General features: G+C 46.5%; 18 protein-coding genes and 1 pseudogene. 9 read left to right on the top strand and 10 right to left on the bottom strand.

Annotated elements, in window-relative coordinates; genetic code table 11:
• Positions 1-391: 391 nt before the first annotated feature.
• The 6 genes from fre to trxA all read right to left on the bottom strand — a co-directional run bounded on the left by fre (position 392) and on the right by trxA (position 6,226).
• Positions 392-1,105, bottom strand: a complete 714-nt coding sequence (fre, locus tag AK965_RS18570; RefSeq protein WP_099081006.1) for an NAD(P)H-flavin reductase — start codon at positions 1,103-1,105, stop codon at positions 392-394.
• 14 nt (positions 1,106-1,119) lie between these two features.
• Positions 1,120-1,389, bottom strand: coding sequence for a 2Fe-2S iron-sulfur cluster-binding protein (locus AK965_RS18575; RefSeq protein ID WP_009696789.1), 270 nt, complete (start codon positions 1,387-1,389; stop codon positions 1,120-1,122).
• Positions 1,386-3,239 (bottom strand): 4-hydroxy-3-polyprenylbenzoate decarboxylase, encoded by a 1,854-nt coding sequence (gene ubiD / locus AK965_RS18580; protein WP_099081007.1) that lies wholly within the window; start codon positions 3,237-3,239, stop codon positions 1,386-1,388. Before ubiD ends, AK965_RS18575 begins: the two co-directional genes overlap by 4 nt.
• Before the next feature lie 106 nt (positions 3,240-3,345).
• A complete protein-coding gene (locus AK965_RS18585; RefSeq protein ID WP_099081008.1) occupies positions 3,346-4,338 on the bottom strand; it encodes a hypothetical protein in 993 nt (330 codons plus the stop codon).
• Between the two features lie 106 nt (positions 4,339-4,444).
• Positions 4,445-5,704: a transcription termination factor Rho gene (gene rho / locus AK965_RS18590; RefSeq protein WP_099081009.1), complete on the bottom strand. Its 1,260-nt coding sequence runs from the start codon at positions 5,702-5,704 to the stop codon at positions 4,445-4,447.
• A 195-nt stretch (positions 5,705-5,899) separates the two neighbouring features.
• Positions 5,900-6,226: a thioredoxin TrxA gene (gene trxA / locus AK965_RS18595; RefSeq protein ID WP_099081010.1), complete on the bottom strand. Its 327-nt coding sequence runs from the start codon at positions 6,224-6,226 to the stop codon at positions 5,900-5,902.
• Positions 6,227-6,337: 111 nt separating this feature from the next.
• Between trxA and rhlB the strand changes: the two genes are divergently transcribed.
• Both rhlB and gppA read left to right on the top strand, forming a co-directional pair.
• Positions 6,338-7,651: an ATP-dependent RNA helicase RhlB gene (rhlB, locus tag AK965_RS18600; protein WP_099081011.1), complete on the top strand. Its 1,314-nt coding sequence runs from the start codon at positions 6,338-6,340 to the stop codon at positions 7,649-7,651.
• Positions 7,652-7,670: 19 nt separating this feature from the next.
• Positions 7,671-9,164: a guanosine-5'-triphosphate,3'-diphosphate diphosphatase gene (gene gppA, locus AK965_RS18605; protein ID WP_099081012.1), complete on the top strand. Its 1,494-nt coding sequence runs from the start codon at positions 7,671-7,673 to the stop codon at positions 9,162-9,164.
• A gap of 204 nt (positions 9,165-9,368) precedes the next feature.
• On the opposite strand, the gene AK965_RS18610 is transcribed toward gppA, so the two are convergent.
• The 3 genes and pseudogenes from AK965_RS18610 to recQ form a co-directional block, all read right to left on the bottom strand.
• Positions 9,369-10,043: a 7-cyano-7-deazaguanine/7-aminomethyl-7-deazaguanine transporter gene (locus AK965_RS18610; RefSeq protein ID WP_099081013.1), complete on the bottom strand. Its 675-nt coding sequence runs from the start codon at positions 10,041-10,043 to the stop codon at positions 9,369-9,371.
• 237 nt (positions 10,044-10,280) lie between these two features.
• A pseudogene (locus tag AK965_RS18615) lies at positions 10,281-10,578 on the bottom strand (DUF3630 family protein).
• 9 nt (positions 10,579-10,587) lie between these two features.
• Entirely contained in the window at positions 10,588-12,423 is a 1,836-nt protein-coding gene (gene recQ, locus AK965_RS18620) for an ATP-dependent DNA helicase RecQ (RefSeq protein WP_099081014.1), read from the bottom strand.
• A gap of 175 nt (positions 12,424-12,598) precedes the next feature.
• On the opposite strand from recQ, the gene rarD reads away from it, so the two are divergent.
• The 4 genes from rarD to ggt all read left to right on the top strand — a co-directional run bounded on the left by rarD (position 12,599) and on the right by ggt (position 17,010).
• A complete protein-coding gene (gene rarD, locus AK965_RS18625) occupies positions 12,599-13,513 on the top strand; it encodes an EamA family transporter RarD (RefSeq protein WP_099081015.1) in 915 nt (304 codons plus the stop codon).
• Between the two features lie 70 nt (positions 13,514-13,583).
• On the top strand, positions 13,584-14,381 hold the full coding sequence (locus tag AK965_RS18630; protein ID WP_172438195.1) for an AraC family transcriptional regulator: 798 nt from the start codon (positions 13,584-13,586) through the stop codon (positions 14,379-14,381).
• Between the two features lie 91 nt (positions 14,382-14,472).
• Positions 14,473-15,132 carry a LysE family translocator gene (locus AK965_RS18635; RefSeq protein ID WP_099081017.1) on the top strand — a complete coding sequence of 220 codons (660 nt, stop codon included), beginning with the start codon at positions 14,473-14,475 and terminating at the stop codon, positions 15,130-15,132.
• Positions 15,133-15,243: 111 nt separating this feature from the next.
• Positions 15,244-17,010: a gamma-glutamyltransferase gene (ggt, locus tag AK965_RS18640; protein WP_099081018.1), complete on the top strand. Its 1,767-nt coding sequence runs from the start codon at positions 15,244-15,246 to the stop codon at positions 17,008-17,010.
• 740 nt (positions 17,011-17,750) lie between these two features.
• Here ggt and uvrD read toward each other — a convergent pair.
• Positions 17,751-19,925, bottom strand: a complete 2,175-nt coding sequence (uvrD, locus tag AK965_RS18645) for a DNA helicase II (protein WP_099081019.1) — start codon at positions 19,923-19,925, stop codon at positions 17,751-17,753.
• A gap of 279 nt (positions 19,926-20,204) precedes the next feature.
• Here uvrD and AK965_RS18650 point away from each other — a divergent pair, with 279 nt between their 5' ends.
• From AK965_RS18650 to AK965_RS18660, 3 genes are all read left to right on the top strand, one after another.
• Positions 20,205-20,465 (top strand): DUF2282 domain-containing protein, encoded by a 261-nt coding sequence (locus AK965_RS18650; RefSeq protein ID WP_099081020.1) that lies wholly within the window; start codon positions 20,205-20,207, stop codon positions 20,463-20,465.
• A gap of 83 nt (positions 20,466-20,548) precedes the next feature.
• Positions 20,549-21,421 (top strand): DUF692 domain-containing protein, encoded by an 873-nt coding sequence (locus tag AK965_RS18655; protein WP_099081021.1) that lies wholly within the window; start codon positions 20,549-20,551, stop codon positions 21,419-21,421.
• The gene (locus AK965_RS18660; protein ID WP_099081022.1) at positions 21,418-22,176 is read left to right on the top strand and encodes a DNA-binding domain-containing protein; all 759 of its coding nucleotides are present in this window, start codon (positions 21,418-21,420) and stop codon (positions 22,174-22,176) included. Before AK965_RS18655 ends, AK965_RS18660 begins: the two co-directional genes overlap by 4 nt.
• Positions 22,177-22,183 lie beyond the last annotated feature (7 nt).

Here is a 22,183-nt window from a genome sequence, read left to right on the forward strand (position 1 = left end):
CTTGATTGGTCACTCAGTTCATTGAAACCTAATTTGATACCAAGGTATCTAATTGGATTATCATCAACGAGTGCCCACACAGATTGATAGGTCTATATTGTTAAAGAGCTTGCTCAGAAACTTTCTTTCTGAGAGGAGGTGCATTCTAACGAGATAATTGAGAGAGTCAAACACTTTTTCAATTTATTTTCTCAGAAGCTTTTCACCTCTCCGACCCTGCTGAAGCCTTATCGCGTCTGCCGTGTCGGTGGATGCGCATTATAGGGAACTCAGATCCGTTCGCAACCTTTTTTTGAAAAAAAATGGGAAAAAACAGCCGTTCGCTGACTATTTCATCAGAAAAGCAAAAAAGAGGATAAAAAACCCTCTTTTTATGCCTCAAAACCTGTTGTTAAATGAACGCATAAGCGTCTGCGAACATGCGCTCACTCTTGGCTTTCTTATTCTGAGTAAACTGCTCACGTGCTGCTCCCGCCATTTCAAAGCGACCAGCAATATAGATATCGTAGTTTTCTAAGCTTTCGAAATCGTCACTTATCGCTTGCAGCACATTACCGATTTTACCTTGCCAACCCTCAGGAGCCTCTTCTACTACAGGGACGAAGTGAACGTTAGCAAACTTATCGGCAAGCTCGACCAATTCTTCTTTTGCATATAACTGACAGTTATCGCGTGCTCCCCAATATAAGAAGATAGGGTTCGTTTTGTTCTGGGCAATACAGTGGTCCAAAATAGAACGGACGTAACTAAAGCCTGTACCACCAGCAATCAATAATAGTGGACGCTCACTTTCTTCTTGAATCCACGCATCACCATGTGGTGCATCAATTTCGATATGACCATCTGTTTCTAGCGCCGCTTGCATTGCTTCAACGACTTCTAACGCGTAAGCGTTATGTTCAGCCGCACCAATGTGTAGCTCAAGCTCGCCTTCATGACGACAAGGGCTACTTGCAATAGAAAAAGGACGCTTGTCTTTTTCACCCATGACAACCATTAAGTACTGACCAGCTTTAAAAGGTACTGGTGATTCTGGGTGAAGAAGGATTTGGTAAGTATTACAAGCTAACGGCTGAATAGACTTTACTTTACATTGGATGGTCATGGTGTTCCTCTCGCTTACTCATCAAAAGTAAGCACTAAATTACTTTCTGTATAGGCTTGGCAAGGGAATATCCAACCTTGCTGTTGCTCTTTTTCGGTTAGCATAGGTTCGAGGTGATAACTCACCTCGCCCGTTAGCTTTTTACACATGCACATGGCGCAAGCGCCAACTTGGCAACGGTGTGGGAAGCGAATATTGTTGTTGAGCGCAGCTTCCAACACGGTCTCCCCTTCTTTTACTTGGAACGTAACGTCCATTGGTAGAAGGTGGACTTGATGACTCATAGAATACCTAACTGGTCCCAAATCTCATCGACTTTAGCCACAAGTTTAGGATCTTTTTTGATAGGCACCCCCCACTCGCGCGTGACTTCAGATTCGAACTTATTGGTTGCGTCCAGCCCTAACTTAGATGAACTTTCGGTCTTTCCTAGAACTTGAACGGTGTCTCTATCCGGATCCATTCGAGTTGTCACCGCCCAAATGATGTCATTCCAATCTCGCACATTCACATCATCATCACACAAGATAATGAACTTATTATTTGTATACTGAGCAAAGAAATCCCATAAGCATTCCATCAACGCTTGAGATTGACCCGCTTGGTCTTTCTTCATCGTAACGACGGCAAACTGATTGTTCGCCGTTGATGGTAGATAGATGTCGACAATTTCCGGGCGTTGTTGTTTTAGTGTTTCCAGATCCGCTTCAGTGATGATTTTGTTATCACGTTCACTGATTGGAGATCGTGTTACTAGCTCAGCATCCCATTTAATGGTCGCGTCTAAGCCCATTTTGGACCCTAACCCAACCACTGGTGACGCAAAGTCAAGTGAGTCGATCGGCGTGTTATCAATCATCAAAGTATCACGCACAGGATCCATATGCTCTGTCATGGCTTTAACGACACTATCCCAATCTCGAGCATTAACCGACTCGTCACACACAATGACATACTTGGTGTACATAAACTGACGTAAGAAAGACCACACCCCCATCATCACGCGCTTCGCATGACCTGGATACTGCTTCTTCATCGTTACCACTGCCATTCGGTATGAACAGCCTTCTGGTGGCAGGTAGAAGTCTTCAATTTCTGGGAACTGCTTTTGCAAAATTGGCACAAAGACTTCGTTCAGCGCCACCCCCAATACTGCCGGCTCATCTGGCGGACGACCTGTGTAGGTGCTGTGATAGATGGGGTCTTTGCGCATAGTAATATGCGTAATAGTGAAAACGTGATGCTTCTCTTTTTCGTTGTAATAGCCAGTGTGATCACCATAAGGCCCCTCATCAGCAAACTCGTTCGGATCAATGTACCCTTCCATCACCATTTCTGCACTCGCAGGTACTTCTAGATCATTACTGACCGATTTCACCACTTCGGTTTTGCTTCCGCGCAGCAAACCTGCAAACGCGTATTCCGATAATGTATCTGGCACTGGTGTCACTGCACCAAGAATGGTTGCGGGATCAGCACCAAAAGCGACTGATACTGGGAAAGGTTTACCTGGGTTAGTTTCCATCCAGTCACGCAGATCTAACGCACCACCACGGTGAGCAAGCCAACGCATAATAATTTTATTTTTGGCAATTTTTTGCTGACGATAAATACCTAGATTCTGACGCTTCTTGTACGGACCTTTAGTTACCGTTAAACCCCAAGTCAGCAACGGGGCAATGTCTTCTGCCCAGCAGCTCATCACTGGGATTTTATCCAAATCGACGTCATCTCCTTGCCAAACAACCTCTTGGCAAGGCGCTTTACGCAGGCGCTTAGCTGGCATATTAAGCACTTGCTTGAATACAGGGAGCTTCTCTAAAGCATCTTTAAAGCCTTTTGGCGGCTCAGGCTCTTTTAAATAAGCCAGCAACTTACCTACTTCTCGTAATTCCTTAACGTCTGTGCGCCCCATACCTATCGCAACGCGTTCTGGCGTACCAAATAGGTTAGTCAGGACGGGGACGTCATAGCCAATTGGATTTTCAAACAACAGTGCAGGACCGCCAGCACGCAAGGTACGGTCGCTGATTTCTGTCATTTCGTAAGCGGGATCGACGGGGTGAGTGATGCGTTTAAGTCGACCTTTCTGTTCTAGATGATCGATAAATTCGCGTAAATCCTTAAAACTCATAGGCCTTCATATTGGCTGATTAAACTGTCCGCAGTATAACAAATAGGAAGACGCTAAGATCCCCCTATTTTGTGTGGGTATGTGAGCTAGGTAACGCCAAGAATGGTTACTTCAATACGTTTTCAATCTGACGGGTTTGAACTTTCCGGTTGCTTGAGATCAGTTCTTCAAGCCAAGAATGATGGCCTTGCTTCGCTAACTCTCTTGCTACCAATGTTGCTTCTTCTGATAACGCCATTTTTGCGACTAAGAACTGTTTTACCTCAGGAGTGAGTGGATTGGACCGGGCCAGTAGCTCAATGGCATACGGCTTTAACGTTGGATTGACGGTTGAGTTCATCAGTTGCTGTAATGAAAACTCATCACCGACGTTTGCAAGGCGACCCAACTCGGTTTGACCATTATAATCCGCTCGCATTCGCCATAGCATATCGTACATGGCTTCATCTTGGCTTACTTGAGCCAAACGAGCCACTACCGCTGACGATGGTAACCAACTGGTCACATTGGCGTGAGTCAATTGCTTGGTTAATGCCTCTAAGGCACTTGGTGACAAGCTATCCAGTTCTCGAATAAGCAGTGCTTCACGAGTCTGCACTTGTGACGATGTGCCAGTCAGCCACTCTTTGAGGTTCAACTCATCGCGCTCTGCTTCTAAGACAAATTCTAAAGTGCGTTGGTCTTGCTTCCAGCGCTTGATCTGACGGCTCGCGATCGCAGGAAAATTAAATGCTGGGACACTGAATTCATAACCATCTCCACGTTCAAGCATTTGATAAGTCGGTATGATGCTAATTTGAGATTCAACAAAGATGGCCATTCTTGGCGTTAGGATGATGTTTTGCTGCTCAAACTTGTTGAGCAACAGAAAGCGGGCGACTTCTTGTTGAGGAAAAGCAAGTCGATCAAGGGCAAATTTAAGCGAGTCGACCTCGTCTCTGACCGCATAATCAAGCAGTTCAGATACTTTCGTTTGTATTTGGGTGTCCTGAAGCCACTGTTCTACCTCTGATGCCTGCATTTCCTTCGCAGATGATGTTGCGGGTAGCACCATAAGTGACAAGCTCAGGAGTAATGACGACAACATTCCGTGTTGCATGTTAACCTCCCGATAACATTTTCTTCATTCTGCTGTTTCTATCAGGAGAAAGCAATAAAAAAGCCACCGATATGCGGTGGCTATTTACAGAATGGCTTATCTGAGACTATTGACGACGCATTGCATCGAAGAACTCATCGTTGGTCTTCGTCATCGCTAATTTATCGATTAGGAATTCCATTGCGTCGATCTCGCCCATTGGGTGAACAATCTTACGCAAAATCCACATCTTCTGTAGTTCGTCAGTCTTAGTTAGTAGCTCTTCACGGCGAGTACCTGAGCGGTTGAAGTCAATCGCAGGGAATACGCGCTTCTCAGCAATCTTACGGTTCAAGTGCAGTTCCATGTTACCTGTACCCTTGAACTCTTCGTAGATAACTTCATCCATCTTAGAACCCGTGTCTACTAGCGCTGTCGCGATGATAGTTAGGCTGCCGCCTTCTTCTACGTTACGAGCTGCACCGAAGAAACGCTTAGGACGGTGTAGTGCGTTAGCATCCACACCACCTGTTAGTACTTTACCTGATGAAGGCACTACTGTGTTGTATGCACGAGCTAGACGAGTGATAGAGTCAAGCAAGATAACGACGTCTTTCTTGTGCTCAACAAGACGTTTTGCTTTCTCGATTACCATTTCTGCTACTTGTACGTGACGAGACGCTGGCTCATCGAACGTAGAAGCAACCACTTCACCTTTAACTAGACGTTGCATCTCGGTTACTTCTTCTGGACGTTCATCGATTAGAAGTACCATCAACTCACACTCAGGATGGTTGTATGCGATGCTTTGTGCAATATTTTGCAGAAGCATTGTCTTACCCGCTTTAGGCGGAGCAACAATCAGGCCACGCTGGCCTTTACCGATTGGTGAAGCCAAATCAAGAATACGAGCGGTAATATCTTCAGTCGCACCGTTACCACGTTCCATAACCATACGTTCATTGGCATGAAGAGGAGTCAGGTTTTCAAAGAGGATTTTATTACGCGCGTTGTCTGGCTTATCGTGGTTGACCGTGTTTACTTTTAATAGTGCAAAGTAACGTTCGCCATCTTTTGGTGGACGAATTTTCCCGGCAATCGAATCACCTGTACGTAGGTTGAAGCGACGAATCTGACTTGGTGAAACATAGATGTCGTCCGGACCTGCTAGGTATGAGCTGTCTGCACTGCGTAGAAAACCAAAGCCGTCTTGCAGAATTTCCAGAACCCCATCGCCAAAGATGTCTTCGCCGCCTTTCGCGTGCGCTTTAAGAATTGCGAAGATGATGTCTTGTTTTCTCAGGCGCGCTAGGTTCTCAAGCCCTAAGCTTTCGCCAAGCTTTACAAGGTCAGACACAGGTCTGTTCTTCAGTTCGGTAAGATTCATGGTGGTGGATTCTTGTTTAGTCAAAATAAGATCTGTTTTCTAGTTAAGATGGATTTGGTCTCAGGATCGACCAAGAAGAGAATTTGTTCAATTAACGCACGATAAGTTAGCACTAATTACTATTCTAGTCCAGAGTTAGAAAAACAAAACCGCGCATTGTTACATTGCACGGTTTTATTTGTAATCACGTGGTGATTATAGATTTGCGTCCAAAAACTCTTTTAGTTGAGTCTTAGACAGAGCACCAACTTTCGTTGCCGCTACGTTACCGTCTTTAAATAACAGTAGCGTTGGAATGCCGCGAATACCAAACTTCGGCGGTGTGCCTGCGTTATGGTCAATATTTAGTTTACCGATAGTGAGCTTGCCTGCGTATTCATCAGCGATCTCGTCCAGAATTGGCGCAATCATTTTACAAGGACCACACCATTCTGCCCAGAAATCCACTAAAACCGGGCCTGCAGCATTGATTACATCGTTTTCAAAACCATCATCAGTAAGCTGCAAAATCTTATCACTCATCTTCCACTCCAATGTGTTTTTAGAAACTGGTTGGATGATAACCAGTAATTAGATGCCCTATTGGAATGTATTTACTTTCGTATTGCAAGCTTTAGCTGATATTCTATAGTCATGAAAAAGACGCATATCACAGAGCAAAAGTTCGCCGATTTGGATTTAAAGCCCCAAGTCATTGAAGGATTGGATAAAAAAGGGTTCGAATATTGTACCCCTATCCAAGCCTTGGCGTTGCCGGTACTGCTCACCGGCCAAGACATCGCAGGCCAGGCCCAAACGGGTACTGGTAAAACGCTCGCGTTTCTTACTGCTACTTTCAACCACCTTCTGACGACACCAGAACCTGAAGGTCGCCAACCAACCCAGCCTCGCGCCATTATTATGGCACCGACACGTGAATTAGCGATTCAGATCTTTAATGATGCTGAACCTCTGATTGCGAGTACAGGTCTAAAAGCGGCATTAGCTTATGGCGGCGAGAGCTACGATAAGCAATTGTCTAAGCTACAAGACGGTGTAGACATTCTGATTGGTACCACTGGCCGTATCATTGATTTTTACAAGCAGCGCGTATTCAACCTAAACAACATTCAAGCTGTTGTGTTGGATGAAGCAGACCGAATGTTCGATCTTGGCTTTATTAAGGACATTCGTTTCTTATTCCGTCGCATGCCTGAACCAAAAGAGCGTCTAAACATGCTGTTCTCAGCAACGCTGTCGTACCGCGTACAAGAATTAGCGTTTGAACATATGCACAACCCTGAGCATGTTGTCGTCGAGCCTGAGCAAAAAACCGGTCACCGTATCCAAGAAGAGCTGTTCTACCCTTCTAACGAAGACAAGATGACTCTACTTCAGACTCTTATTGAAGAAGACTGGCCAGATCGCGCGATCATATTCGCCAACACCAAACATAAGTGCGAATCTGTCTGGGGTCATCTAGCAGCAGATGGCCATCGTGTTGGTCTACTGACCGGCGACGTTCCTCAGAAAAAACGCGAAAAGATTCTTGAACAATTTACTCGCGGTGAAGTAGACCTTTTAGTTGCAACTGACGTTGCTGCTCGTGGCCTACATATTCCTCAGGTAACACACGTATTCAACTACGACTTACCAGACGATTGTGAAGATTACGTTCACCGTATCGGCCGTACTGGTCGTGCAGGTGCAAGTGGTCACTCAATCAGCTTTGCTTGTGAAGAGTACGCAATCAACTTGCCTGCGATTGAAGAATACATCGAACATACAATCCCAGTATCGGATTACGATGCATCGGCTCTGATCCAAGATCTGCCAGAACCAATCCGTATGCGTGCGCCTCGTGTTCAGCAACGTCGTACCAATACCGGTGGCACGCGCTCTGGTAACCGTAAGCCGCAAGGACGCCGTCCTCGTCAACCACGTCAATCAGCGCCAAAACAATCATAAAAGGAAACTGAAGTCGTTTATGAGTCAAGCAGGATCATCACCGCTATACGCAGCCATCGACCTCGGGTCGAACAGTTTTCACATGCTCGTTGTGCGTCATATCGATGGCAGCGTTCAAACCATGGCTAAAATTAAGCGCAAAGTTCGTCTTGCGGCGGGCTTAGATGAACGTAACTCTCTTAGTATGGAAGCTATGCAGCGAGGATGGGACTGCTTAAGTCTATTTGCAGAACGCTTGCAGGATATTCCTAAACAAAACATCCGTATTGTCGGTACCGCAACATTGCGCACAGCTATCAATGCGGATGTTTTTTTAGAGAAAGCAAACCAAATTTTAGGTCAGCCTATCGAAGTGATTAGTGGCGAAGAAGAAGCTGCCACTATCTATAAGGGCGTTGCTCATACTTCTGGAGGTAGTGGCCGTCGCCTAGTAGTCGATATCGGCGGTGCGAGTACTGAGCTGATCATCGGTGAAGGCTTTGAGGCTAAAGCGCTAACTAGCTTAAAAATGGGCTGTGTCACTTGGTTAGAACACTTCTTTAAAGACCGTCAGTTGAATGCGCGTAATTTCGAAGCCGCGATTGAAGGCGCGAAACAAACCCTAAAGCCGATTCTGGAGCAGTATACTGATCTCGGCTGGGATATTTGTGTTGGCGCATCAGGCACGGTTCAAGCATTACAAGAAATTATGCTGACACAAGGTATGGATGAGGTCATTACTCACACCAAACTGAAGCGTCTACAAAAACAAGCTATGCAGGCCGATCACTTAGAAGAGCTTGATATCGAAGGTTTAACCCTTGAACGCGCACTGGTATTTCCAAGTGGCTTATCCATTTTGATCGCGATTTTCGAACTGCTAGAAATCGATGCTATGACTCTTGCTGGCGGTGCACTACGTGAAGGTCTCGTGTACGGAATGGTCGAAGAGTTGCGTCAGAATGATATTCGTGCCCGTACGATTAGCAGCGTACAAACTCGTTACCAATTGGATCGCCAGTATGGTGAGCAAGTCGCGAGCCTCGCGAGTAAGCTACTCGATCAAGCAGGCGGCAATGTGTGGGTCGCAGAGCATCAGGGCAAAATGCTACTAGAAACCACCGCCAAACTGCACGAAATCGGTTTAACCATCGATTTCAAAAAAGGTGGGGAGCACAGCGCCTACCTACTTCAGCATTTGGACTTGCCAGGTTACACGCGCGCGCAGAAGTTCTTTATCGGCGAAATTGCTCGCCGTTACCGAGAACAACTAACCTCGTTACCTGAACAACATGCCATGTCAGGTACCAGCGGTAAGCGTGTCCTTCGTTTATTGCGCCTTGCTGTTCTACTTAGCCATCGCCGCACCCCTGATTTAGAGCCTAAAGTGACGCTAACAGCAGAGGACGACAAACTAACACTCAGTATTGATGCAGCATGGTTAGCGGCAAATCCGCTAACCGCCGCAGAGTTGGAAATCGAAGCTAACCGTCAGACTGACATCGGCTGGCCGTTAAGCATAGTGAGTTGTTAGTTAGCACGATTGCTAAATACTTCGTTAAAGGTCCCATTCGGGGCCTTTTTTTATTATTCATTTTTCACTTGTACAGCTTAGGGAGCTTTTGGACACCAATAATCTAATTACTCCCCACGCTGTACAGACCGAGCAAACGCCCTTCCGACAAAAACAAAAAAGCCGCTTGCATTGAACAAGCGGCTTTCGGGGTTCCCACTGAAATTAGGACTGAACCGTCGTTCCTACTTTGAAGTTCGGATTAACCGCCGTCAGCCTCTTAATCAAATAGTTAAGCAACATACCATACATTGGAACAAACAGACCCAAGCTAATAATCAGTTTGAAACCGTAATCCACCAGCGCGATTTCTGTCCAGTGTGCCGCCATAAATGGGTCTGGGCTTTGGTAAAACGCAATGGCAAAGAAAGCAACGGTATCTAATGCATTACCGAAGAGTGTTGAACACGTTGGCGCAACCCACCACTGCTTCATTTGGCGCAGGCGGTTAAACACGTGCACATCCATGATCTGACCAAGTAGGTACGCCATGAAGCTAGCAATCGCGATACGAGCAACAAACAGATTGAATTCCCCTAATTGAGAAAAACCTTGGAACTGCCCTTCAAAAAACACCACGGATAAGAAGTACGACACGACTAACGCAGGCAGCATCACTAAAAAGATGATCTTACGTGCCATTTGCGCACCGAAAATTCGTACGGTTAGGTCAGTCGCCAAAAAGATAAATGGAAAGGTGAATGCGCCCCAAGTGGTATGGAAGCCAAAGATAGTAAACGGTAGCTGAACTAGGTAATTGCTCGATGCAATAATCACTAGGTGGAATAGAGCCAGATAGATAAGGGCGTTGCGCTGCTGCGCAGGGGTAAAGTTACTCATGCGATACCTTTTTAGTTTGGTTTGGGGGTGAGGGAACCCAAATCGAGCGCTTAATAAAAAACGACTCTTACCAACAATGTAAAAATGAAATATAAAATAGCTTAACTCATTCCGAGTTAAACGGTGGGTGATTATACAGTAACCACTTTTCGCTGCAAGTCGTCTGTTTTACGCAAACGTTTGGGCTTAAAAAAGAGCGTTTCATGTGAAACACCCTTTGTAAATACACCAAAGTTTCTAGAAGCCGCGTTGGAACAATCCCGCTAGGTAATCCAACTCTTCCCTGCTCTCTTCAATCGCTAAGGCTTCAAACCAAATCGCTTCACTATACTTTCATAAACAGTCGACAATCTTCAAAGTCAATCAACCAAGAGTGAATGTCGGCATCCCACTGTTTTTCAACCACAGTAGCAGATAGCAGTCCAACTAAACGTTCACCCAAAGCAGGAAAAGTATCAAGGTCAAAGCTCGGCGCGGTAATGATTAATCGCCCTTCTTGTTCCATGTAGTCCGCTAAGCCAAATTCCTTTTGCATCTTGGTTCCTTATCCGTGGTGAGTAATGTGTTCTTGAATCAAATCAAGGAATGGATCGGCGTACTTCTCCAGCTTACGCTGACCAACACCGCTTACCGCTAGCATTTCACCGTAAGAGGTTGGCAAAATCTCGGCCATATCAATCAGAGTAGCGTCACTGAATACGACGTATGGAGGCAGACCATCTTCATCGGCAATCGACTTACGCAGCTTACGCAGTTTCGCGAACAACTTCTTATCGTAATTCTTACTCGTCAGTTTATCCGACTTCGCAGCACGTGCAGCGGTATCCAAACGAGGCACCGCCAACTCTAGTGATATATCACCTCGCAACAACGGACGCGCCTCTTCGGTTAATTGCAGCGTTGAGTTACGCGTAATATTTTGAAACAGCAAGCCTTTATGAATAAGCTGACGAAAGATACTGATCCAATAATCATGGCTGTGGTCACGCCCTAACCCGTAGGTGGAAATTTTATCATGCCCATTTTCGCGCACACGAATGTTCTGCATCCCGCGTAACACCTCAACGACGTAACCCATACCAAAGCTTTGGTTTACGCGGTACACACAAGACAATGCCTTACGCGCTTCTTCGGTAGCATCAAAGTGTTTCGGTGGGTCTAAGCAAATATCGCAGTTACCACAGGGCTTATCACGATACTCACCAAAATAATTGAGTAAGACCTGACGACGGCATGTTTGCGCTTCCGCAAACGCGCTCATCGCATTTAATTTGTGGCTTTCCACTTGCTTCTGTGGACCGTCGTCCTTTTCATCTAACATACGACGCAGCCAACTGATATCCGCAGGGTCATACAGCATCATCGCTTCAGCAGGCAGGCCATCACGCCCCGCACGACCGGTTTCCTGATAATAGGATTCGATATTACGCGGGATATCAAAGTGCACTACAAAACGCACGTTTGGCTTGTTGATACCCATACCGAATGCCACGGTCGCGACAACGATTTGGATATCATCACGTTGGAAAGCTTCTTGGACATAAGCGCGCTCGTCAGCATCCATACCAGCATGGTAGCCTGCGGCTCGAATGTGGTTGTTGCACAACTTCTCAGTCACCATCTCGACTTTCTTACGGCTACTGCAATAGATAATGCCGCAGTTGCCCTTTTGGGTTTCAAGATAACGAACGATTTGCGACACGGGCTTGTGCTTCTCAACCAAGTTGTAGCGAATATTAGGACGGTCGAAGCTGCCTAAGTAAACTTCTGGATGACTCAGTTGAAGACGCTCAAGAATGTCTCGACGCGTAGCGTCATCAGCTGTCGCGGTCAGCGCCATAAATGGCACGTGCGAGAACTGCTGCTTCAGCTGGCCAAGCGCAGCATACTCAGGACGGAAATCGTGTCCCCACTGCGAAATACAGTGCGCTTCATCGACAGCAATCATTGACAACGGCAAGTTTTCCAAACGCTCAATGAAATCACGCATTAATACGCGCTCTGGCGAGACGTACACCAATTTAAGGTGACCAGTATGCATGCGGTTATACACGCTGAGCAGCTCTTCACGTGGCATGGTCGAGTTAATGCACTCAGCAGCCACACCATTCGCTTTCAGCTGATCAACTTGGTCTTTCATCAACGAGATAAGCGGAGAAATCACCAAGGTAATGCCAGAGCGAACCAATGCAGGGATTTGATAACACAGTGACTTACCACCACCCGTAGGCAGAATAACCAAGCTATCGCGACCTTCTACCGCCGCATCAATCACCAGTTGCTGACCATCACGGAACTCCTGGTAACCAAACACATCCTCCAGCATACGTTGAGGAGTTACAGGCAGATCTGATTGTTCGGCTAACAAGGTCGAGGTCATGAATAATCTCAGGTTGGGTCATAAAAGAAGTGCTATTGCATGCTACCAACACACAAAATGAAGGCACATTGTAATGGGGTTTGATGGTGAATAAAACCGCAAATTGCTAGGTGATTCTACTCACGACTCGTATACTGATTTTCTGCTCTATAAACACACAATTAGGTGACACTCCATGACCCTAGAAGAACAACAGCGTGCAAAACAAGGCGTCTTGCTTGCGATTGGTGCGTACACTATGTGGGGCATTGCTCCCATGTACTTCAAATCAATCGCACAGGTCTCGCCTTTAGAGATCTTAAGTCACCGCGTCATTTGGTCTTTCTTTTTACTTGCTGCGCTCCTCCATTTTGGTCGTCGTTGGCGCTCAGTGTTTAGCGTTATCAAAGACAAAACTAAAATCGTCTACTTACTGTTTAGTTCTGTGCTGATTGGTGCCAACTGGTTGATCTTCATCTGGGCGGTGAACTCCAATCACATGCTGGATGCAAGTCTCGGCTATTACATCAATCCATTAATCAATGTCTTACTCGGAATGATTTTCCTTGGTGAACGACTTCGCCATTTGCAATGGTTTGCTGTTGTACTTGCCGCGTGTGGTGTATTGGTCCAGTTAATTGTGTTTGGCTCTGTCCCTGTGGTGGCTATTGCACTCGCCATGAGCTTTGGAATTTATGGATTGCTGCGTAAAAAAGTCAGCCTTGATGCTCAAACAGGGCTATTTATTGAAACGTGCATGTTACTCCCCGCCGCCCTTATTTACCTGTTGTTCATCGCAAGCACGCCTACATCGAATATGTTTAATAACTCATGGCAGTTAAATAGCCTATTGATAGCTGCAGGTGTGATCACCACACTTCCTTTGCTGTGTTTTACCGGAGCAGCGACACGCCTTAAACTCTCGACGCTAGGCTTCTTCCAGTACATTGGGCCAAGCTTGATGTTCTTGCTTGCGGTACTGATTTACGGCGAACCGTTCACCACAGATAAAGCGCTCACTTTCGCTTTCATCTGGGGTGCATTAGTCGTGTTTAGCTTTGATGGTCTGCGTAATAACCGTAAATCGCGTAGAGCAATCCAGGTTCAATGACTTTTTTTACAAGACAAGTTAAAAATTGATGGATAAGCTTGGTCATAATGTGACCAAGCTTTTTTACTTAATGGAACATATTCAGTACTACGCAACCGCCCATAACAACTTGAGTCTGATTGAGGCGAAATATCAGAAGTTTGCTTTTCAAAGGCATTACCACCTGGATTTTCATCTCGGCCTGATCACGCATGGCGAGCAAAAGTTCCAATACCAAGGCAACTGCCATCAAGTCGGTCACGGACAAATTGTCCTTATGCCCCCTGATGAGCTGCATGACGGGCAAGCTAAACTCGAAAGTGGCTATGAGGTGAATGTGTTTGCGATCGAACCTCACCTATTGAGCGATCTGGCTGATCTTAAGCGAAGCGGTCAAATAATACACTTTAACGAGCTGATCATCTCGGATCCGCAGATATTTTCACAACTTAGCAACTTACACGGGCTGCTTCGCCGTGAAAACCTCAGTCAACTTGCCAAAGATTGCCTACCTTTTGAAGGATTCAACCAACTTTTTGATCGCTACGGATCACTTGAGCGACAAAAAGTGGTGACTTTAGGCAAACAATCGCTTGGGACGTTAAAAGATTATCTGATGGCGAACCTCGACCAAGCGGTGCGTTTGGATTCGTTATCAGAACTGTGCCAACTGAGCCCAACTCAGTTCCAGCGCCATTTTAAAGCACAGACCGGCATGACACCTTATGCATGGTTCGCACGCCTGCGCCTCGAACAAGGCATGAAGTTACTGCAATCTGGTCAATGCGGTACCGACGTCGCCCATCAGATCGGCTTCTACGATCAAGCGCATTTCAGCAAAGCGTTTAAGCAGACTTATGGCGTTTCCCCTTCTCAAGTGACTCGTTAATTTTATTTACCGAGAAAGCTGTCAGTTTTTTACAAGCGTCACAAGTGACTTGCCACGACAATAGCCGCATTGGTTATATTTGAGATGTGTTATGAATGAATCCACCATATTGCTGACACTCGCCAGCATTCACTTTATTGCCCTAATGAGTCCAGGTCCGGACTTTGCTCTCGTCGTACAAAATGCGACACGTCACGGTCGTCAAACTGGCTTGTACATCGCGTTGGGATTGTCTGTCGGTATTTTGCTGCACTCCTTGTTCAGCCTGACAGGCGTGAGCTATATCGTCCACCAGCACCCAGTGTTGTATTCCGTGGTACAACTGCTCGGTGGTAGTTACCTGCTCTACCTAGGTATTGGGGCTTTGCGCGGCGTGATCGCAATGATCAAAAATCCATTGGCGGATCAATCTAAGAAGCAAAACAACTTAGTGATCAGTAACAAGCGTCAAGCATTTGCCAAAGGGTTTGCGACCAACATTCTTAACCCGAAAGCCTTAGTTTTCTTTATCAGTTTGATGTCGAGCTTAGTGCCTGTGGGTATGTCGGTGACAGGCAAAAGTATTGCCCTAGTGATTCTGTTTGGTTTGTCACTGTTTTGGTTCTCCAGTCTCGCATGGATGCTGTCGACTCAGCGGCTGCAACGTAAATTACTGCAAGCGGGGATCTACATCGACGGTCTATGTGGAGTGGTGTTTACTCTGGTAGGCAGCAGTATTTTGTACCAAACCATCAGCTCTTTTATTAGGTAACATACTGATTTAAAAGCGTAGCACAATCGACATTTCTAAGATTACTGACTCGACGTTGCTCTCCATGACTGCCAAGCTGAAAACACAAAACTGGCAACATGGAGAGTCATCATGCATTGGACGTTCAACCGACTCGTGACCACGGGTCTTTTTCTTACTTCCCCTTTGGTTTTATCCACCCAATCCCTCGCGAACCAAGCTGCAGATGCGGTTGCACCGGAACACAGTACGGGCTTTGAGACAAAGCAATTAGTTAAAGCTAAAAACTACATGGTCACAGCCGCTAACCCACTTGCCACCCAAGCCGGTGTCAATGTCCTCGCACAAGGTGGTAATGCCATTGATGCCATGGTTGCGGTGCAACTGATGCTAGGCTTGGTAGAGCCTCAATCCTCTGGCATTGGTGGTGGTGCCTTCTTAGTATATTGGGACAGTGAGAAACAAAAGCTGACCACGTATGATGGGCGTGAAACCGCGCCACTCGCCGCTACCCCCAAGCTCTTCTTGGATGAAAAAGGACAACCTCTGCAATTTTACGATGCGGTTGTCGGTGGTCGCTCCGTTGCCACACCTGGCACAGTGAAATTGCTGTGGGACACCCACCAGAAATACGGTAAGTTGGAATGGAAGAAGATCACCCAACCTGTGATTACTTTGGCTGAACAAGGTTTCAAAGTCAGCCCTCGCCTCGCTAGTCTGATTGAGAAAGATGCCAAGCGACTGTCACGCTTCCCTGCGACTAAGGCTTACTTCTTTAATCCTGATGGTTCACCGAAAGCCGAAGGCACACTGTTAAAGAACCCAGAATACGCCCAAACCCTGACGGCGATGACAGAACAAGGAGCAAAAGCCTTCTACCAAGGCGATATCGCTACAGACATTATCGAGACAGTACAGAATGCACCGGGGAACCCTGGTGTATTAGCTCAACCTGATTTTGACACTTACCAAATTAAACAACGTGAACCGGTTTGTGCGGCTTACCAAAGCTATGACATTTGCGGTATGGGACCACCAAGCTCTGGCGCACTGACGGTTGGGCAGATTCTCGCAATCACCGAACAATACGATCTTAAAGGTTGGGGAGCCACAAGTGCGAAATCATGGCAAGTGATCGCCGATGCATCTCGCCTTGCGTTCGCGGATCGCAGCAAATACATCGCTGACCAAGATTATGTGCCGATGCCTACCGAAGGCTTGCTTGATAATGATTACCTCAAACAACGTGCAGAACTAATCCAAGTAGGCAAAGCGCTGAGTAAGATTGAAGCGGGTAATCCACCGTGGTCGCATGCGATGAACTTAAGCATGGACCAATCGATCGAACTGCCTTCCACTAGCCATTTCAATATCGTCGATAAACAAGGCAATGTGGTCTCAATGACCACAACCATTGAGAACGCCTTTGGCTCGCGCTTGATGGTGCGTGGCTTTTTGCTCAACAACGAACTCACCGACTTCTCCTTCCGCACCCACCAAGATGGTGTGCCAATCGCGAACCGCTTAGAACCGGGTAAACGTCCACGTTCATCAATGGCTCCGACCATTATGATGAAGGATGATAAACCCTACATGGCAATTGGCTCACCGGGCGGCAGCCGCATCATTGGTTACGTCGCACAAACCATTATCGCCCACATTCAATGGGACATGGATATCCAAAGCGCGATTAATCAACCACGATTACTTAATCGGTTTGGTACCTTAGAGATTGAGCAAGGTACCATCGCAGAAGGCTTACAACCTGAATTAGAGAAGATGGGTTTTAAAACCGATGTTCGCAATTTGAATTCTGGACTGCATGCGATACGTCTTACCAAAGAAGGCCTTGAAGGTGCTGCGGATCCGCGGCGTGAAGGCGTGGCCATTGGGCAATAAGAGTCTTTCGCTCGACCCTTTGTGCGAGATCTCTTACAAAGGGGTGAGCAAACCTCTCTTTTTTCATAAAAAAAATCGTCATGACGACACATAAACCATTGATTAAGCTTTAAATTGTGATTTATTCAAACATAATGGCAATCAAAAATGTGATTTATCACCATTGTTCGCAAACGTTAAACCGGTAATATTAACCCTGTCGGAAGGATGCTGACACGGAACAGGAAACACCAAGGACTTGGTGAACTTCAGGAAGAAGAAACGATTATTCAGGATGAATGGTCGGGCATGGATTGCAAAATTGGACATTGAACGGAATCAATAGTGACTAGGATGGTTGCTACTAAGGATGGGAAATGGACACCTCTGGACGAGGCAAGGATTTGAACATCAGGATGATGTCAGGGACACCGCTCAGGGAACAAGTGATGAGAGCTAACGAGGATTGTTAGCAGACCAGGATAAGGTCAAGGACACCGCTAGGATGGCGACGTAAGGATTAAGCTGACGGATTCAGCACACTATCATGGATTAGATGCATGGAGCACTCTTAGTAGCCGGATTGCTGCGAGTAAGACTATAACCCCGATGGGCGCAAGCCCTCGGGGTTTTTCTTTACCTGAAATAGGATAAAGCCCACCTCAAACAACACTTTCCGACAACAAGTTTTATTGGCTTAAATAGTAAAAATAAAAAGAGCCGCCGAAGCAGCTCTTGAAACTATTGATTTTCGCAAAGCCTTACAGCTTCTCAAGTCGCGCATAAGCAGTCACTAACCACTTAATGCCTTCACCGTTAAAAGCGATCTGTACGCGACTTTGTGGACCACTGCCTTCAAAGTTGATGATAGTACCTTCTCCGAACTTCGGATGCATCACGCGAGAACCGAGCGTAAAGCCTGTTTCATTAAAGCTTTCTTTCACCACGGTTTGGCTAAAGCGACCGCTACTTGTTGGGCGACTGACCTGCGCCTTCATACGTACTTCATCCAAGCAGGTTTCTGGTAATTCACGAATAAAGCGAGATGGCTTGTGATACTTATCCTGACCATACAAACGGCGCATTTCCGCATAGGTGATGTAGAGCTTTTGCATTGCACGGGTCATGCCTACGTAGCACAAACGACGCTCTTCTTCTAAGCGCCCGGCTTCTTCCGCCGACATTTGACTTGGGAACATGCCTTCTTCCACACCCACCATAAACACCAATGGGAACTCTAGACCTTTCGCACTGTGCAGCGTCATTAGCTGAACCGCATCCTCAAACTCGTCCGCTTGTCCTTCGCCCGCTTCTAATGCTGCGTGAGTAAGGAATGCCGTCAGCAGTGACATGTCTTCGGCTTCTTCTGGCTTCTCAAATTGACGCGTTGCGGTCACCAATTCCTCCAAGTTCTCAATACGCGCCTTAGACTTTTCACCCTTCTCTTGCTCGTACATCGTGAACAAGCCCGAGTATCTGATCACATGGTCAGTTTGGTGGTGTAGTGGCATCTCGATAGTGTCATCTTCCAGTGCAGTAATAAGCTCGATAAATCGGCTCAACGCACCAGCCGCACGCCCCGCGAGAACTTGCTCATCCAACATCGCCACACTCGCTTCCCACATAGTACAACCACGATCACGAGCGGCACGACGAATGGTTTCTAAGGTCTTATCACCTAAGCCACGCGTTGGTGTATTAACAACACGCTCAAACGCCGCATCATCATTACGATTCGCCATTAAGCGCATGTAGCTCAACGCATCTTTAATTTCCTGGCGTTCGAAGAATCGCATGCCGCCATAAATGCGGTAAGGTAAACCTGCTTGAAGCAACGCTTCTTCCAGAACACGTGACTGAGCGTTGTTACGGTAAAGCATGGCAGCATCACTCAGAACACCACCCTTGTCTTGCCACTCTTTGATCTTGTTAACCGCGAAACGCGCTTCATCCAATTCGTTGTAAGCACTGTAAACTGAGATCGGCTCACCGACGATGCCATCAGTCCAAAGCTCTTTACCCATTCGCTCGGTGTTATTAGCGATTAGCGCGTTCGATGCTTCCAAGATCGTCTTGGTAGAACGGTAATTTTGCTCAAGACGAATGGTGTTCACACTTGGGAATTCCAGCGTAAACTTCTCAATATTCTCGATTTTCGCGCCACGCCAACCATAAATGGACTGGTCATCATCACCGACAATCATCACATGGCACTCTGGACCCGCCATCATACGCAGCCAAGCGTATTGAATATTGTTGGTATCTTGGAACTCGTCAACCAAAATATGCTTAAAGCGCGCTTGGTAGTGTTCACGGACGAACTTGTTATCACGCAGTAGCTCATGTGCGCGCAACAAGATTTCCGCAAAGTCGACCAAACCCGCTCGGTCACACGCTTCTTGATATGCGGTGTACAGTTGTAGGTAAGTTTTCGTGACTGGATCGTGGTACGCATCGATGTGCGCTGGGCGCAAACCTTCATCCTTCTTGCCGTTAATCCACCACGCAACTTGGCGCGCAGGCCACTGCTTCTCATCGAGGTTTTGCGCTTTGATCAAACGCTTTAGTAGGCGTTGCTGGTCATCACTGTCGATGATTTGGAAATCTTCCGGCAGCTTGGCATCAAGATAGTGTGCACGCAGAATACGGTGACAAATGCCGTGGAACGTGCCATTCCACATACCACCGGCACTCCCCATCATAAGCTCTTCAATACGCCCACGCATCTCTGCTGCCGCTTTGTTGGTAAAGGTGACCGACATGATAGAGAACGGAGAAGCCTGCTCTACCGACATCAACCAAGCGATACGGTGCACAAGCACACGCGTTTTACCACTTCCCGCACCAGCAAGGATGAGCAAGTTTTCTAGAGGCGCTGCAACGGCTTCACGCTGTTTGTCGTTCAAACCGTCAAGTAATAGAGATGGATCCATCATGATGAGAGCTACTGGTTATTTATACATAAAAATAGATTATAACCTAAACAACTGGGTGCTGTTTAGACAAAACTTGATAAAAAGTTTGCGGCTTTTTTGCACTGAACATCAAGACCTTGTATGACATTCACTCAATATACCGTCCATTTCCTCCGTTTTTCTGAAAGTTTTTTAGTCAATTTCCTATCTTTTAAATTAAGTAAGCTGTTAACAAAACGCCAAAACAGGCGGTTCACCTTGCCAACTTAAAGTAAAGGAAATCATTCAGAGGAAATAACTATGAAAAAGTCAAATCTTGCTGTTACTGCTGCTGTTACTGGTTTACTCGCTCTAGGGGGCACGATGCTCACTTCGGCTCCTGCTGTCGCTGCTGAAAAAGAAAAATGCTACGGCGTTGCAAAAGCAGGTAAAAATGATTGCGCAACGAAAAGCAGCTCTTGTGCTGGTACCTCGAAAGAAGATAACCAAAAAGACGCATTCGTCGTCGTTCCTAAAGGGCTGTGCGACAAACTTGCTGGCGGTAGTACGACTTCTTCCTAATTTTTTATCGCCGCTGTTTCTGGATGCGTAGTCGCGGAGCCGCGCATCCTTACTTTCCCGTCCAATCTGAAAAGGAGTTTCACGTGAAACACCACATCTTCCATGAACTTGTTGGTGTCGGACTAAGAACCCCTCACCTCGATTATTTCAGCCAGAGCGCTCCTGGGTTGTCTTGGTTAGAAATCCACAGTGAAAACTACTTCCAACCCAATGCGGCAGAACGCTATCAGCTACAGAGTCTGCGCGAGAAGTATCAAGTCAGCTGTCACGGTATCGGCTTGTCACTTGGTTCAGTGGAACGTGTGAATAAAAAGCACCTTGCTCAACTCAAAGCGCTGATTGATTCAATCGTTCCGATTCTTGTTTCTGACCATTTAAGTTGGAGTGAAAACGGCGGTCACTACTTTAATGACCTACTCCCACTGCCCTACACGGAAGAAGCACTGAAGGTGTTCACTCGCAACGTGAATGAAGTGCAGGATTATTTGCAGCGCGAGATCTTGATAGAGAACCCATCTAGTTATGTGAAGTTTCAACATTCGACTATCAGCGAATGGGAGTTTCTTACCGAAGTACAAAAGCGCACTGACTGTCGTTTGTTGCTCGATTTAAACAATGTTTATGTTTCGGCGTTCAACCACGGTTTTGATTGCGACACCTACCTAGATGCGATGCCAGCCGACAAAGTGGATGAGATTCACTTGGCAGGTTTTACCATCAAACAACTCGACAAGGGTGAGATATGGATTGATACCCATAGCCGCCCAATCAGCGATGACGTTTGGCAATTGTTCGCGCAGTGGACAAAAAAACACGGTCCACGTCATGCGTTGATTGAATGGGATTTGGATATCCCCGCGCCAGAAGTCTTGCTCGGAGAAGCCCAGAAAGCATCGCAACTGCTGTTACAAGGCACACTTCCAAGTGAACAAAGCGAGCCAAGGAAGGCATCATGAATCTAGCCAATTTACAAAGCCAGTTTGCTAAAGCTCTGCACTATCAAGCACTCGGTGAAGATTGCGATATTGCCAGTGAAGAGTTTACGGCAGAGGAACGCATGCAGATTTACCGCAACAACTTCATTGTCAGTTTGAGTGAGGTTTTATCGGCAACCTATCCGATGGTGGAAGCATTGCTTGGTGAAGAGTGCTTTAAACAGATTGCGCGTCAACACGTACTCACTTCCCCATTAGAAGAAGGCAATGTGGTGCATTATGGCGAAGGCTTTCAGGACACCATCATGCAATTTAATCAGGTGATCGATCAGGCGCCCTACTGCCCAGAAGTCGCACGCTTCGAATGGTACATCGATCTCGCCCGACAAACCCTATTCGAAGAACCTCGCTCAGCTGAGATAAAACCACTTGCTTTGCTTGGTCAAGTAAGTGAAGAACTTCAACCCGCTTTGGTATTGCACCTGAAACAAGGTTGCCGAAGTTTTGCCTCCGATTATGCCGTGTTTGATTTGTTTTCTGCGATTCAAACTGGGCAATTTGAACAACTCAACATCAATCAATTACAACAAGGTGCTATCTCGATTCAAGCTAATGGAGAAGCCTTATGTCACGCACTCGATGCCGATCTCTTCCAACTGCTGCAATGTTTAGAGCAGAAGCTGAGTTTGAGCGTAATACCTAAAGTTTTACTCGCTCATCTCAATAGCATCATGGCACTCGATCTCGTTGACGGCTTTACATTGAAACCAATTTAAGGAGCAC

The organism is Vibrio sp. PID17_43 (assembly GCF_002608565.1).
Lineage (GTDB): Bacteria > Pseudomonadota > Gammaproteobacteria > Enterobacterales > Vibrionaceae > Vibrio.

Excerpts from the sequence above, each read along its gene's own strand:
- fre (WP_099081006.1), bottom strand. The coding sequence starts at position 1,105 with ATGACCATCCAATGTAAAGTAAAGTCTATTCAGCCGTTAGCTTGTAAT.
- AK965_RS18575 (WP_009696789.1), bottom strand. The coding sequence starts at position 1,389 with ATGAGTCATCAAGTCCACCTTCTACCAATGGACGTTACGTTCCAAGTA.
- ubiD (WP_099081007.1), bottom strand. The coding sequence starts at position 3,239 with ATGAGTTTTAAGGATTTACGCGAATTTATCGATCATCTAGAACAGAAA.
- AK965_RS18585 (WP_099081008.1), bottom strand. The coding sequence starts at position 4,338 with ATGCAACACGGAATGTTGTCGTCATTACTCCTGAGCTTGTCACTTATG.
- rho (WP_099081009.1), bottom strand. The coding sequence starts at position 5,704 with ATGAATCTTACCGAACTGAAGAACAGACCTGTGTCTGACCTTGTAAAG.
- trxA (WP_099081010.1), bottom strand. The coding sequence starts at position 6,226 with ATGAGTGATAAGATTTTGCAGCTTACTGATGATGGTTTTGAAAACGAT.
- rhlB (WP_099081011.1), top strand. The coding sequence starts at position 6,338 with ATGAAAAAGACGCATATCACAGAGCAAAAGTTCGCCGATTTGGATTTA.
- gppA (WP_099081012.1), top strand. The coding sequence starts at position 7,671 with ATGAGTCAAGCAGGATCATCACCGCTATACGCAGCCATCGACCTCGGG.
- AK965_RS18610 (WP_099081013.1), bottom strand. The coding sequence starts at position 10,043 with ATGAGTAACTTTACCCCTGCGCAGCAGCGCAACGCCCTTATCTATCTG.
- recQ (WP_099081014.1), bottom strand. The coding sequence starts at position 12,423 with ATGACCTCGACCTTGTTAGCCGAACAATCAGATCTGCCTGTAACTCCT.
- rarD (WP_099081015.1), top strand. The coding sequence starts at position 12,599 with ATGACCCTAGAAGAACAACAGCGTGCAAAACAAGGCGTCTTGCTTGCG.
- AK965_RS18630 (WP_172438195.1), top strand. The coding sequence starts at position 13,584 with ATGGAACATATTCAGTACTACGCAACCGCCCATAACAACTTGAGTCTG.
- AK965_RS18635 (WP_099081017.1), top strand. The coding sequence starts at position 14,473 with ATGAATGAATCCACCATATTGCTGACACTCGCCAGCATTCACTTTATT.
- ggt (WP_099081018.1), top strand. The coding sequence starts at position 15,244 with ATGCATTGGACGTTCAACCGACTCGTGACCACGGGTCTTTTTCTTACT.
- uvrD (WP_099081019.1), bottom strand. The coding sequence starts at position 19,925 with ATGATGGATCCATCTCTATTACTTGACGGTTTGAACGACAAACAGCGT.
- AK965_RS18650 (WP_099081020.1), top strand. The coding sequence starts at position 20,205 with ATGAAAAAGTCAAATCTTGCTGTTACTGCTGCTGTTACTGGTTTACTC.
- AK965_RS18660 (WP_099081022.1), top strand. The coding sequence starts at position 21,418 with ATGAATCTAGCCAATTTACAAAGCCAGTTTGCTAAAGCTCTGCACTAT.